14 protein-coding genes are annotated in these 12,077 nt (G+C 44.6%); all 14 read right to left on the minus strand.

The annotated features are described in order from the left end of the window. Positions 1-6 precede the first annotated feature (6 nt). From ACNAZ4_RS01255 to ACNAZ4_RS01320, 14 genes are read right to left on the minus strand one after another with little or no spacing between them, the layout of a single operon-like run. The gene (locus ACNAZ4_RS01255; RefSeq protein WP_415812383.1) at positions 7-1,095 is read right to left on the minus strand and encodes a protein-glutamate methylesterase/protein-glutamine glutaminase; all 1,089 of its coding nucleotides are present in this window, start codon (positions 1,093-1,095) and stop codon (positions 7-9) included. A gap of 7 nt (positions 1,096-1,102) precedes the next feature. Then, a complete protein-coding gene (locus tag ACNAZ4_RS01260) occupies positions 1,103-1,969 on the minus strand; it encodes a MinD/ParA family protein (protein WP_415812384.1) in 867 nt (288 codons plus the stop codon). Next, a complete protein-coding gene (gene flhF, locus ACNAZ4_RS01265; RefSeq protein WP_415812385.1) occupies positions 1,962-3,140 on the minus strand; it encodes a flagellar biosynthesis protein FlhF in 1,179 nt (392 codons plus the stop codon). Before flhF ends, ACNAZ4_RS01260 begins: the two co-directional genes overlap by 8 nt. Further along, positions 3,137-5,173 carry a flagellar biosynthesis protein FlhA gene (gene flhA, locus ACNAZ4_RS01270; protein WP_415812386.1) on the minus strand — a complete coding sequence of 679 codons (2,037 nt, stop codon included), beginning with the start codon at positions 5,171-5,173 and terminating at the stop codon, positions 3,137-3,139. Before flhA ends, flhF begins: the two co-directional genes overlap by 4 nt. A gap of 35 nt (positions 5,174-5,208) precedes the next feature. Beyond that, positions 5,209-6,294 (minus strand): flagellar biosynthesis protein FlhB, encoded by a 1,086-nt coding sequence (gene flhB, locus ACNAZ4_RS01275; protein WP_415812387.1) that lies wholly within the window; start codon positions 6,292-6,294, stop codon positions 5,209-5,211. 1 nt (position 6,295) lies between these two features. Then, entirely contained in the window at positions 6,296-7,072 is a 777-nt protein-coding gene (gene fliR, locus ACNAZ4_RS01280) for a flagellar biosynthetic protein FliR (RefSeq protein WP_415812389.1), read from the minus strand. Between the two features lie 4 nt (positions 7,073-7,076). After that, positions 7,077-7,346, minus strand: coding sequence for a flagellar biosynthesis protein FliQ (gene fliQ / locus ACNAZ4_RS01285; protein WP_415812390.1), 270 nt, complete (start codon positions 7,344-7,346; stop codon positions 7,077-7,079). A gap of 14 nt (positions 7,347-7,360) precedes the next feature. Beyond that, positions 7,361-8,026, minus strand: a complete 666-nt coding sequence (fliP, locus tag ACNAZ4_RS01290; RefSeq protein WP_415812391.1) for a flagellar type III secretion system pore protein FliP — start codon at positions 8,024-8,026, stop codon at positions 7,361-7,363. Further along, positions 8,019-8,687, minus strand: a complete 669-nt coding sequence (locus tag ACNAZ4_RS01295; RefSeq protein WP_415812392.1) for a flagellar biosynthetic protein FliO — start codon at positions 8,685-8,687, stop codon at positions 8,019-8,021. The genes fliP and ACNAZ4_RS01295 overlap by 8 nt, the downstream gene beginning before the upstream one ends. Before the next feature lie 25 nt (positions 8,688-8,712). Beyond that, entirely contained in the window at positions 8,713-9,075 is a 363-nt protein-coding gene (locus tag ACNAZ4_RS01300) for a response regulator (protein WP_079508438.1), read from the minus strand. Positions 9,076-9,093: 18 nt separating this feature from the next. After that, entirely contained in the window at positions 9,094-10,374 is a 1,281-nt protein-coding gene (fliY, locus tag ACNAZ4_RS01305) for a flagellar motor switch phosphatase FliY (RefSeq protein WP_415812978.1), read from the minus strand. Then, on the minus strand, positions 10,361-11,362 hold the full coding sequence (gene fliM, locus ACNAZ4_RS01310) for a flagellar motor switch protein FliM (protein WP_415812393.1): 1,002 nt from the start codon (positions 11,360-11,362) through the stop codon (positions 10,361-10,363). The genes fliY and fliM overlap by 14 nt, the downstream gene beginning before the upstream one ends. 42 nt (positions 11,363-11,404) lie before the next feature. Next, on the minus strand, positions 11,405-11,833 hold the full coding sequence (fliL, locus tag ACNAZ4_RS01315; protein ID WP_415812394.1) for a flagellar basal body-associated protein FliL: 429 nt from the start codon (positions 11,831-11,833) through the stop codon (positions 11,405-11,407). Beyond that, the gene (locus ACNAZ4_RS01320) at positions 11,823-12,044 is read right to left on the minus strand and encodes a flagellar FlbD family protein (RefSeq protein ID WP_415812395.1); all 222 of its coding nucleotides are present in this window, start codon (positions 12,042-12,044) and stop codon (positions 11,823-11,825) included. The genes fliL and ACNAZ4_RS01320 overlap by 11 nt, the downstream gene beginning before the upstream one ends. Positions 12,045-12,077 lie beyond the last annotated feature (33 nt).

The following is a 12,077-nucleotide window of genomic DNA, read 5'->3' on the forward strand; positions in this document are numbered from 1 at the left end:
CCGGCATTAAATATATTGCATGATCGTTTCTGCAATATGATCGACATTTGCCACTTCGTCAACCATGTTCGTTGCAATCGCTGCTTTTGGCATCCCGAATACAATCGATGTTTCTTGCGATTCGGCAATCGCCTTTACGACGCCATTCTTCTTTAATTCAACAAGTCCTCTCGAGCCATCCGCACCCATCCCGGTCATGATGACTGCGATCTTTGAGTAATTCTTGATGGCACTGACCGACTCGAACATTACATCCACGGAAGGCCGATGGCCATTTCGCGGTGGAGATTGCCCAAGGCTGATTGCCAGTGCCGGACCAACATTCTTGACCTCAAGATGAAATCCGCCGGGAGCAATATATGCTGTGCCTTTTTGCAGGAGTTCTCCGTCTTCCGCTTCCTTGACGGAAATCTGGCTCAAGGAATCCAGCCGGCTGGCCAGGGACTTTGTAAAGCCGGGCGGCATGTGCTGAACAACAAGCACTGGCACCCCTATATCTTTTGGGAGAGCTGTTAAAACTTGCTGCAGAGCCCTCGGCCCTCCTGTCGAAGTTCCGATGCATACGATTTTTTTTGATTCTTGACTGAACCTTTTGCTGTAAAGATCTCCTGATGCGTTTTTCTTTTGTTGTGCTGGATCGGCAAGCGGTTTTCTGGCCATTCTTGGCTCGTTCTGGCTGTTTATTTTTGATAGATTCGCCTTGCTTGCAGACAACACTTTCTGGATTAATTCTGTTTTGATTTTATGTAGATCAATCGATATGGAACCTGAAGGCTTTGCCACGAAATCCACTGCACCTGCCTGGATTGCCTGCAGCGTCGTGTCCGCGCCTTCTTTTGTCGTGCTTGATAGCATGACTACAGGCAGCGGGCGTTCCTCCATGATCACTTTCAAAACTTCGAGACCATTTAGCTTTGGCATTTCGACATCAAGTGTTATAACGTCGGGGCGCATTTCCCGGAATTTCTTGATTGCATCCTCTCCGTTCCGCGCCGAGCCAATAACTTCAATCTCATGGTGTTCTGATAGAAAGTCGTTGATCAGCTTCCGCATGAAAGCTGAATCATCTACGATGAGAACTCTAATTTTTGCCACTCGACCACTACCTTTCGAAAAGGAATTGCTTCAATCTAGCTGTAAAACTCCTGTTATCTCTCTTTTCGGCATTGTAGCTCTCTTTATTGATATATTTTTCGATAATTTCGCCCATTCCCTTTGAAGCTTGTGACCGTTCATTGAACAATACAAAAGGAATTTGCCGTTTTACTGCTTCCTGGACGGTTTTATCATCCGGAAGCATCCCGAGCTTGATTGGTGTCCTGCCAAGAAATTTTTCAAGTACATCCTCAAGCCTTGCCATCGTTTCGTTGCCTTCCTTTACAGATCCAGCCCTGTTGACGACTAGATAAAAGGGCAGCCCGGAATCGGCTAGATGGATGTATTTCATGGTGGCATAGGCATCCATCAAGGAGGTCGGCTCAGTTGTGGTAATCACGAAAATTTCGTTTACTGATAGAAGGATCGAGAGAGTTTCTTCATTCAAACCCGCTCCCATATCAAAAATAAGATAATCATATTTTTTTAATACATCGCTTAAGCTTGAGATGAAATATTCGACACTTTCCTTATCCATCCTGATCAGCTGGCTCAAGCCAGTCCCGCCTGAAATATATTCAACACCATGGGGGCCTTGAAAAATAACTTCTTCCATCGACGCTGTTCCTGCAAGGAAGTCTGCGATTGACAACGAAGAATGCTTGCCCATTAAAATCTCGATGTTTCCCATTCCGATATCCAAGTCGAACAACAATACCTTTTTCCCCTGTTTTGCCAGTGAAATCGAAAAGTTAAGGGAAAAATTCGATTTCCCAACTCCTCCCTTTCCGCTTACCACAGCAAGGGTCTTTGCTTCATTGGTTTGAATATTCGTCCTTAACCGGTTTCTTAGCTTTTCTGCCTGGTCACTCATAGTTGTTTGCTCCAATAATCGTATTGGCTGTAATCTCAGGGCTGGCACCGATTAAGTCATCCGGAACATCCTGTCCATTGGTCAAATAGGCAATCCCCGTCGAAAACTTGTCTGCCATATTGAGCATTGAACCATAAACGGATGTTTCATCAAGTTTAGTGAAGATATATTTGTTGATATGGATAAGGGAAAATTGTTTGCGTATTTCCTCCATATCCTTTTGTTTTGATGTTAGCGCCAATACCAAGAAGGTTTCCATTTCCTCATTAAAATCTATGACATCTTTCAAATCATCCACATATTTTTGATTCCTGAAATTCCGTCCAGCTGTATCAATAAAGACCACGTCATATTGCGAAAACTTCCCGGTCGCCGCTTTGAAATCATCCAGGTTGTAGCAAACCTCGATCGGCACATCGAGAATTTTCGCATATGTCTTCAGCTGCTCGATTGCAGCGATCCGATAGGTGTCCGTCGTAATGAAAGCCACACTCTTTTGATGCTTCAGAACACATTCCGCTGCGATTTTTGCCAGTGTAGTCGTTTTTCCTACGCCTGTCGGTCCAATCACATTGACGAACTTCTTTTTGAAGGAAACCCCTCCGAAAGAAAGCTCAGCCAACCTTTGCTGAATGGCTTCAGCACTCCATTCAGCAACGTCATCTTCACTTGCTGCCGCTCCGTTCAGATACCATTTTTCAAGCAGGACTCCAGATAATTCATCGATGATATGCTGATCCACATCCTGATTCCTTAAGTGATGGAGATGTCTGCTGACAGGCTCCGGTAGTGAAATTGCATCTGTGCTGCCTGATGATTTCAGCATCTCTTTCAGCTGGGATATTTCCTTTAGCAATTCTTTGTCCGCCACTGGAGTTAACGACAACCCAGTTCTCTTTTTATCGTGGTTGAAATCCGTTTTAGGTCCTTCTGCTTTTATCGAAGGCTGAGTATATGCCTTCGGTTTATCCAAACTGACGGTTTTTGGAGCCATCTCAGTGTCTGGATCAATTGCGGCGATGACCTCAATGCTGTTTTTCTTGAAGAAGCCCATGAAGCCTCCTGTCTGTACGACGCGTGAATTCAGGATCACTGCATCGCTGCCAAGCTCGGACCTAACCTGTTTCATTGCCTCTGGCATGGATGAAGCTGTATATTTTTTTACTTTCATTCTATATTCACCACTCCGACACTTTGGACTTCGACATTCGCTTCAAGTTCGTTATAGGACAATACCGGGATCTGAGCAAAGTATCTTTCAGTCAACTGGCGCACATACATCCTTACTGCTGGAGAGCAGAGGATGATCGGCGTCTGTTCCATGATGCTCAGCTGCTCCACCTGGCTTGCAACAGATTCAAGGATTCCCTGGGAAACCGCTGGATCAAGCGATAGATAATTCCCGTGTTCCGTTTGCTGGACACCTTCGGCAATCATTTTTTCTACCCTGCCTGACAATGTGATGACCTTAAGTGTTTCTCCGTTTCTGGAATACTGGTTCGTAATCTGCCTTGCAAGTGCCTGGCGTACATACTCGGCAAGGATATCTGTATCTGTTGTGACCTTTCCATAATCCGCAAGTGTTTCAAAGATGATCGGCAGGTTCCTGATTGAGACGTTCTCCTTAAGAAGCTTGCCAAGCACCTTCTGGATTTCGCCGACTGAAAGAGGATTTGGCGTAGCTTCCTCCACCAGAATTGGATAACTCTCCCGAAGGTGGTCAATCAGCTGCTTTGTTTCCTGTCGACCAAGAAGTTCGTGGGCATTTGCCTTGATCACTTCCGTAATGTGAGTGGAAACGACTGAAGGTGGATCAACTACCGTATAGCCAAAAATTTCAGCCTGCTCCTTCATCTCTTCAGTAATCCATTTAGCCGGCAAGCCAAAGCTAGGTTCTACCGTATCGATTCCCTCAATTGATTCGTCCTCGATTCCAGGGCTCATGGCGAGATAATGATCGAGCAGCAATTCACCTCTTGCCAATTCATTTCCTTTGATTTTCAGCCTGTATTCATTCGGCTGAAGCTGGATATTATCACGGATCCTGACTACAGGGATCACGAGTCCCAGTTCGATGGCAAGCTGTCTCCTGATCATGACAATCCTGTCAAGAAGGTCTCCCCCCTGGTTGGCGTCTGCCAGTGGAATCAAGCCATAGCCAAATTCAAATTCTATAGGATCCACATTCAACAGATTGACAACACTTTCCGGGCTCTTCATTTCATCCATCTGGATATCTTCTTCCATCTCCTGAAGCTGCTGTTGATCAGGTTCAGTGATGCGCGAGAATGAATAACCGCCAAATACCATCAAAGCTGCAATCGGGATTGTCAGCATATCGTGAATAGGGGTGAAAAGTCCGAGAAGGAAAATTGTCGCACCTGCTACGTAGAGCATCTTCGGATAGGCTAATAATTGTCCAGTAATATCCATTCCCAGATTACCATCAGATGCTGCCCGTGTTACGACGATACCTGTCGCAGTTGAAATCAATAATGCTGGAATTTGGCTGACAATCCCATCACCGACAGTCAGAAGTGAATATTTCGTCGCTGCATCGCCTATGCCCAATCCCTGCTGGGTCATGCCTATGACAATACCGAAAATCAAGTTGATCAGGACGATGATGATTCCCGCAATGGCGTCGCCTTTGACGAATTTGCTCGCACCATCCATTGCTCCGTAGAAGTCTGCTTCCCTGCTGACTTTTTCACGTCGTTCGCGTGCCTGCTGTTCAGAAATCATTCCTGCATTCAAATCGGCATCGATACTCATTTGCTTTCCGGGCATCGCATCAAGGGTGAATCTTGCTGCCACTTCTGATACACGCTCGGACCCTTTTGTGATGACGACAAACTGGATGATGATCAAAATCAGGAATACCACCATACCGACGACAACATTGCCGCCAACTACGAATGTCCCGAATGTTTCCACAACGCCTCCAGCTTCCCCTTTAGACAGGATTGACCTGGTCGTCGATACATTCAGACCAAGTCGGAATAAGGTCAGCAACAGCAGCAGTGAAGGAAATACAGAAAACTGCAGCGGCTCGGTCATATTCATTGTGTTCAAAAGCACCAGCAGTGCGATCGAGATATTTACCATGATCAGGACACTTAACAGCCATGACGGAAATGGAATGATCAACATGGCTACGATTAAAATGACACTAAGCAGGACGGACAGGTCTCTTGCTGACATACTACTTCTCTCCTAAACACTGCATACCTTGACAATTACAGCACTTTATTTTTTGTTTGATACACATAAGCCAGAATCTCGGCAACAGCCTTAAAAAACTCCTCAGGGATGGCATCGCCGATTTCAGCCTGACTGTATAAGGCCCTGGCTAACGGGCGATTTTCAACAGTCATGATTTCGTTTTCTTTGGCAATCAGTTTAATTTTCTGGGCAACAAAATCAACGCCTTTGGCAACTACAACCGGGGCATCCGACTTCTGTTCATCATACTTCAACGCAATTGCGTAGTGTGTGGGATTTGTAATGACCACATCTGCTTTAGGGACTTCTTGCATCATCCGCCGCATTGCCATCTCTCTTTGCTTTTGCTTGATCTTTGATTTGATGAGCGGGTCACCCTCAATGTTCTTATACTCATCCTTCATATCTTGCTTAGACATACGGATACTTTTTTCATAATCATATTTTTGGTACAAATAGTCCAATAATGATAAAAATAGCAATGCTCCGGAAGCAAAAAGCCCCATTTGAAGTGTTAGCCCGGCAATCGTGGCGATTGCGGCACCGACGCTTTTATTGGCCAGCAGCAACACTTCATCCATCTTCATCCAGAGGACGGAAAAAGCAATCAATCCAATGAAGGTGATTTTAAGGATCGATTTAAGCATTTCGACAATCGCCCTCATCGAGAAAATCCTTTTGAAGCCGCTGATCGGATTGATTTTCTCCAGTTTCATCTGGATAGCCTCAGTGGAAAACATAAAGCCGACCTGCATATAATTGGCGGCTACCCCTGCGATCAAGGCAATGGCCATGACCGGCCCAAGGAAAAAGACCAGTTCACCAAGTATTTCAATCACAATCGATTCAATATTATTTGCAGTCAATTCCATGAACATATAGTTTTGCAGTGCGTGACGGAGCACTCCAATCAATCTCTCAGCCATCGTCCTTCCAAAAAACATCAAAAACAGGAACACAGCAAGCAGGACGATCGCCGTATTGACATCCTGGCTTTTGGCCACCTGCCCTTTTTTCCGGGCATCCTGCCTTTTTTTGGGAGTCGCTTTTTCAGTTTTTTCACCTGCGAAAAATTGAAGGTCCAATGTCAAAAAATTCATATTATGCTCTCCCCATCAGTTCCATCAAACCCCGCATCGTCGCGAGTGTTGTCGAAACAAGATCCGATGTGACCGCAATCAGCACACCCATCACCGCTATAAGGACCAGAAAACTGACTCCGATTTTAATTGGCAGGCCAACAACGAATATATTCAGCTGCGGAACGGTCCTTGCCACGATCCCCAGTGCAACGTCTACCAGAAACAGTGTGCCCACAACAGGCAGGGACATCTGGAAGGCTATGATGAACATCTTATTGAATGAAAGAATCACGAATTCGGCAATGTTTTCATTGCCGAATGGAATCATCAGCTGATCAATCGGTATGAAATTATAACTGTAAAAAATACCGTCCATCAGTAAATGATGGCCATTGACGGTCAGCAAAAACAATAAGGCGATTGTATATAAATATTGTCCCATCAACGGACTCTGTGCTCCTGTTTGGGGATCGATGACATTCGCGATCGCAAATCCCATCTGGAAATCTATGAAGCCGCCGGCAATCTGGATGGCAGACATCATCAACGCTGCAATGAACCCGATGAATAATCCAACCAGTGCCTCCTTGATCACTAACGTGAAATAGACGCTGTCAATCTCCACCTCAGGGGCACCGATTGAGGAAAACATGATAATGGATAGCATGAAACCAAGACCGATTTTATGTGTTGCCGGAATCGTCCGATATGAAAATAACGGCATCATCAGGAAGAATGAAGTCACCCGGACAAAAATCAGCAGGAAAGCCGGAAACAAAGGAATGAAATCTAGCATTCCATCAGCCTACGAACCTTGTAAGATTTGAAAAGATCTCTGTTGCATAGGAAAGCATATGGCTGAGCATCCATGGTCCGAAAAAAATAACACCGATGAGGACTGCAACAATCTTCGGGACGAAAGCAAGTGTCTGTTCCTGTATTTGTGTGGTTGCCTGAAAAATACTGACAACTAATCCAACTACAAGCGCCAAAATCAACAATGGTCCTGATATCATTAAAACTGTATAAATCCCTCGTTCGGCTATTGAAATTACCGATTCTGCTGTCATTATCAATCACCTGCTTAAAAACTTTGTAATAATGATTTCACGACCAAATACCAGCCATCCACCATGACAAACAGGAGGATCTTAAACGGCAGAGAAATCATTACCGGCGGCAGCATCATCATCCCCATTGACATCAGGACACTTGCCACTACCATATCAATCACAAGGAAAGGGATGAAAATCATAAAACCAATCTGGAATGCCGTTTTGATTTCACTGATCGCAAAAGCCGGGACCAGTGCCGTCAAGGGAATGTCCTGCACAGATTCAGGGGTGTCCGCCTTGGCATATTGAAGGAATAATGCCAGGTCCTTCTGTCTCGTATGTGCGCTCATGAACTCCTTGAAAGGGATGGATGCCCTGTCATATGCCTGCTCCAAATTGATTTCATCATTAAATAACGGCGTCAGTGCCTGTTCATTCACTTCCTGGAACGTAGGTGCCATGATGAAGAATGACAGGAACATCGCAAGGCCTACCAGCACCTGGTTAGGCGGCATTTGCTGAGTGGCAAGCGCCGTTCTGACAAAGGAAAGAACGATGATGATCCTTGTAAAACTGGTCATTAGAATCAAGATGCCAGGCGCAATCGAAAGGACAGTCAGCAAGAGCATCAGTTTTACTGATGTAGATACACTTTCTGGATCACTGCTGTTGAAAAACTCCATGAACTCATTCATCTTTCTTTGACCCTTTCTTTTGTATCTCCTCAAGCATCTTCTTTCGTCCGCTTGCCATGTCATTCAGCTGGCTCTTAAGCAATGCGGAAAAGTTGGAACTTTGTGGATCGCTGCCATCTTTTTTCGCTCTTTTAAGCAACTTTGTCACAATATCGCTTGGCTGCATGAGCTGTTCCATTTTATTGTTATACTCCTGGATGACTTGATCGTACTCTTCTGGATCGTCTATTTCTCTCAACAGCTGAATATTTTCTCCCACACCTACAATCAAAAGCCGGTTTCCCGCCTTTACGATCTGGACAGACCTGTTGGCTCCGAGGCTTGTGCCACCAAGGTTCTCAACAAGCTGAGAGCTTTTGTATGACATACTTTTCTTATTGATGAATTTGAGAAGAAAATATATTAATGCTGCCACAAAGACTGTAGCAAGGATCATCCTGACAAAATCCAGGAAACTTACCCCTACCTGAGAGGATCTTTCATCGTCTGATATTTTTGTTGTTTTATCTGCCTGTCCATCATTACAAGACTGGTCTTTCAAGCAATCCTTCACACTTTTATTCAGCTGCTCTGCGTTAGTCATGCCAACTGGACTGAACAGAGCAGCTAATAAGATAAGAATGGCCGAGGCAGTTCTGATTAGTCTTAACAATTGCCGCACCCTCTAAAATAGATAAATAAGTCCATTATCCTAATGTCTTGGAAATCGCTTCAATAACACGATCTGCCTGGAATGGCTTCACGATGAAATCTTTTGCTCCTGCCTGGATGGCATCAATGACCATTGCCTGCTGGCCCATTGCAGAACACATGATGACCTTTGCATTGGGATTGATTTTCTTGATTTCTTTCAAAGAAGTAATTCCGTCCATCTCCGGCATTGTAATATCCATTGTGACAAGATCCGGCTGGAACTCTTTATATTTTTCAAGCGCCTGGGCTCCATCAGCTGCTTCCGCAACCACCTCAAATCCGTTCTTGGTCAAAATATCCTTGATCATCATTCTCATGAAAGCCGCATCGTCTACGACTAAAATTTTGTTAGCCATTGGAATTCCTCCTGTAGATTATTTCAATTTTTTAATTCGATCGCTCTGGCTGATAATATCTGTAACCCGGACTCCAAAATTCTCATCTATGACAACTACTTCCCCTTGGGCAATCAAGCGGTTGTTCACCAGGATATCGACTGGCTCGCCTGCCAGTTTATCCAATTCAATGATCGAACCGGAACCAAGTTCAAGGATGTCTCTTACGGAACGTTTCGTCCTTCCCAATTCCACAGTCACCTGTAAGGGAATATCAAGCAGCATATCCAGGTTCTTTGTTTCAGCCTGCTGGCCTTGCACTGTCTCGAAACTTGAGAAGACTGCCGGCTGGACCGTCGGCTGGCTACCGGCCATCACATTGCCGCCGCCATAATGCTGTGGCCCCTGCTGCATCGGTTGTGGATTGTATCCAAATCCTTGCGGCATATTTTGCTGTGCCTGAGGCTGGTAATAGACCTGTTCCTGCTGGTGCTGATATTCCGGCTGCTGGAACGCCTGAGGTTGAGCTGCATTTTGGTGCTGCTCTTGTTCATAAGGATTGCTTTGCACTGCCGATGGCTGGCTGAGCTGCGGTATTGGAGGTGCAGCATCTTCTTGCTGTACGGTACCTGAACCACCTGGGTTCAATAATTCATCAACAAGGCTTTTCGCAAAAGTTACCGGCAGAAGCTGCATGATGTTTGAATCAATTAAACTTCCAATTTTCAAAGAGAATGATACCTTCACTAAAATATCATCTGCAGGAATAGAATCTGTACCTTCTCCTTCAATCACATTTAATAGATTGATATTTGGAGGCGAAATATCTACCCTCTTGCTGAACACAGTCGACATCGAGGTTGCTGCTGAACCCATCATTTGGTTCATTGCTTCCTGGACTGCACTAAGCTGGATCTCATCAAGCAATTCCCTTGGATTCATTCCATCTCCGCCGAGCATTAAGTCTGCAATGATCGCTGCGTCATTTTGCTGGATCACAAGCATATTGCTGCCGATGAATCCTTCTGTATAATGGACCTGAACGGCCACATACGGATCTGGGAATTCATCTTCGAGCTTCGACTTGTGTACCACTGTCACCGTAGGTGTATTGATTTCAACCTTTTGGTTCAACAGCGTGGACAGTGCCGTAGCCGAGCTGCCGAATGAAATATTCCCTATTTCTCCAAGAGCGTCTCTCTCCATAAAAGAAAAATAGTCATCTACATCAATCACACTTTCAGTTTCTTCCGCCTCATCAGATGTTCCCCTCAGAAGCGCATCAATTTCATCTTGAGATAACATGTCATCGCTCACCATCATCGTCTCCCCCCTTAAATGTATCAAACACTTGAATGGCTAACTTTTTGTTCAATTTCCCTGGCTGTCCTACAAATTTAGGGATATCTCCGACTTTTATCAGTAAAGGCTGGTCAATCTGCTGATTCAATTCAATCACATCACCGATATCCAGCATCAGGAAATCCTGGATCGAAATTTCAGACGATCCTATCTCTGCTGTAACTGAAACATCAGCCTTTTGGATTTCTTTCTGCAGTACTGAATTTTCGATAGGTAAGCTTTGTTTCTTATCCGACTGCATCCAATATTTCACTGACAGTTTAGGTATGATCGGTTCAAGGACTACATGCGGGATACATATATTGATCATTCCGCTCGCTTCTCCAATCGTCGTATTCAAGGAAATGACAACGACAGTTTCGTTTGGAGAAACCATTTGCAAAAACTGCGGATTGATTTCAAATTCCGAAAGCTGAGGATCGATATCTGAAATCGAACCCCATGCCTCCCTGAAATTCTCAAAAGCTTTTTCAAACATGTTCGACATAATCTTGGTTTCGATCTCTGTCAAACTATCAACTTTGTTGTGGCTTGTGCCCCTTCCGCCAAGCAGACGATCCATCATGGCATAAGCAATGTTCGGATTGACTTCCATGAGGATCCTGCCTTCAAGCGGTTCTACATCGAATGCATTCAATATCGTCATTTTCGGAATCGACCGAATGAATTCTTCATAAGGAATCTGGTCGGCTGATGCTACACTGATATTGACATATGTTCTTAACTGCGCAGAGAAAAAAGTAGTCAACAGCCTGGCAAAGTTTTCGTGAATCCGGGTCAGGCTGCGGATTTGATCCTTTGAGAAGCGCAACGCTCTCCGGAAATCATAGACTTTCACCCTTTTTTCTACCTGTTCCTTCTTTAGTTCATCCGCATCCATTTCTCCTGTTGACAGGGCGGACAGCAAAGCATCTATTTCACTTTGCGATAATACCTCTCCCGACATTCTCTTCACCTCCATACGTTTACGGTAATAATTTTCATTCTGTTACTGGAGGAGAGAACCTGTTATGTAGACCTTCTTGATTTTTCCATCCTGCATCAGGTCATTCAACTTCACTTTGAGAGATTCTTCAAGGTTCATCTTGCCTTCCTTGCCTTGCAGTTCTTCTGCCTTCTTCTCGGATAGTTCATAGATAATCAGGTTCTTGACCTGGAAATCCCTCTTCTCGAGTTCTGCCTTTGCTTTTTTGCCATCTGTTTCAATCTTGAATGAAATCTTGATGAAATCATTCGAAGCAAGGTTCGTTGTTACCTCTGGTATATCTACCGAAGCTTCCAGCACCTCTTCAATGCTTGGTTCCTTCTCGCCATCACCAGCTTTAAGCTTCATGACTGCTACAACTGCGACTGTCCCTACGAGCAGGATGGCTACCAGCATGACTGTCATAATCATTACCAGTTTATTATTCTTCATGATCCCGTTCCTCCAACAATCGGCCTCCCATCAGGCCGATACTCTGGTAATATTCCTTGATTAAAATCGCCACATCTTTTTCACTTTCCCTGACAACATACTTTCGGCCATTGGTAAGCGTGATCGTCGTATCCGGAAAAGCCTCAATCGTTTCAATAAATAATGAATTGATCATGAACGATTTACCATTCAATTTCGTTACTTTTATCACTATTATCCACAGGGGCCAAAAGGATCGCCCTTT

The sequence above is a fragment of the Mesobacillus thioparans genome, from assembly GCF_965138835.1.
Classification (GTDB): domain Bacteria; phylum Bacillota; class Bacilli; order Bacillales; family Cytobacillaceae; genus Mesobacillus; species Mesobacillus thioparans.

Coding starts and splice junctions, on each gene's coding strand:
- ACNAZ4_RS01260 (WP_415812384.1), bottom strand. CDS start 1,969: ATGAGTGACCAGGCAGAAAAGCTAAGAAACCGGTTAAGGACGAATATT.
- flhF (WP_415812385.1), bottom strand. CDS start 3,140: ATGAAAGTAAAAAAATATACAGCTTCATCCATGCCAGAGGCAATGAAA.
- flhA (WP_415812386.1), bottom strand. CDS start 5,173: ATGTCAGCAAGAGACCTGTCCGTCCTGCTTAGTGTCATTTTAATCGTA.
- flhB (WP_415812387.1), bottom strand. CDS start 6,294: ATGAATTTTTTGACATTGGACCTTCAATTTTTCGCAGGTGAAAAAACT.
- fliR (WP_415812389.1), bottom strand. CDS start 7,072: ATGCTAGATTTCATTCCTTTGTTTCCGGCTTTCCTGCTGATTTTTGTC.
- fliQ (WP_415812390.1), bottom strand. CDS start 7,346: ATGACAGCAGAATCGGTAATTTCAATAGCCGAACGAGGGATTTATACA.
- fliP (WP_415812391.1), bottom strand. CDS start 8,026: ATGAATGAGTTCATGGAGTTTTTCAACAGCAGTGATCCAGAAAGTGTA.
- ACNAZ4_RS01300 (WP_079508438.1), bottom strand. CDS start 9,075: ATGGCTAACAAAATTTTAGTCGTAGACGATGCGGCTTTCATGAGAATG.
- fliY (WP_415812978.1), bottom strand. CDS start 10,374: ATGGTGAGCGATGACATGTTATCTCAAGATGAAATTGATGCGCTTCTG.
- fliM (WP_415812393.1), bottom strand. CDS start 11,362: ATGTCGGGAGAGGTATTATCGCAAAGTGAAATAGATGCTTTGCTGTCC.
- fliL (WP_415812394.1), bottom strand. CDS start 11,833: ATGAAGAATAATAAACTGGTAATGATTATGACAGTCATGCTGGTAGCC.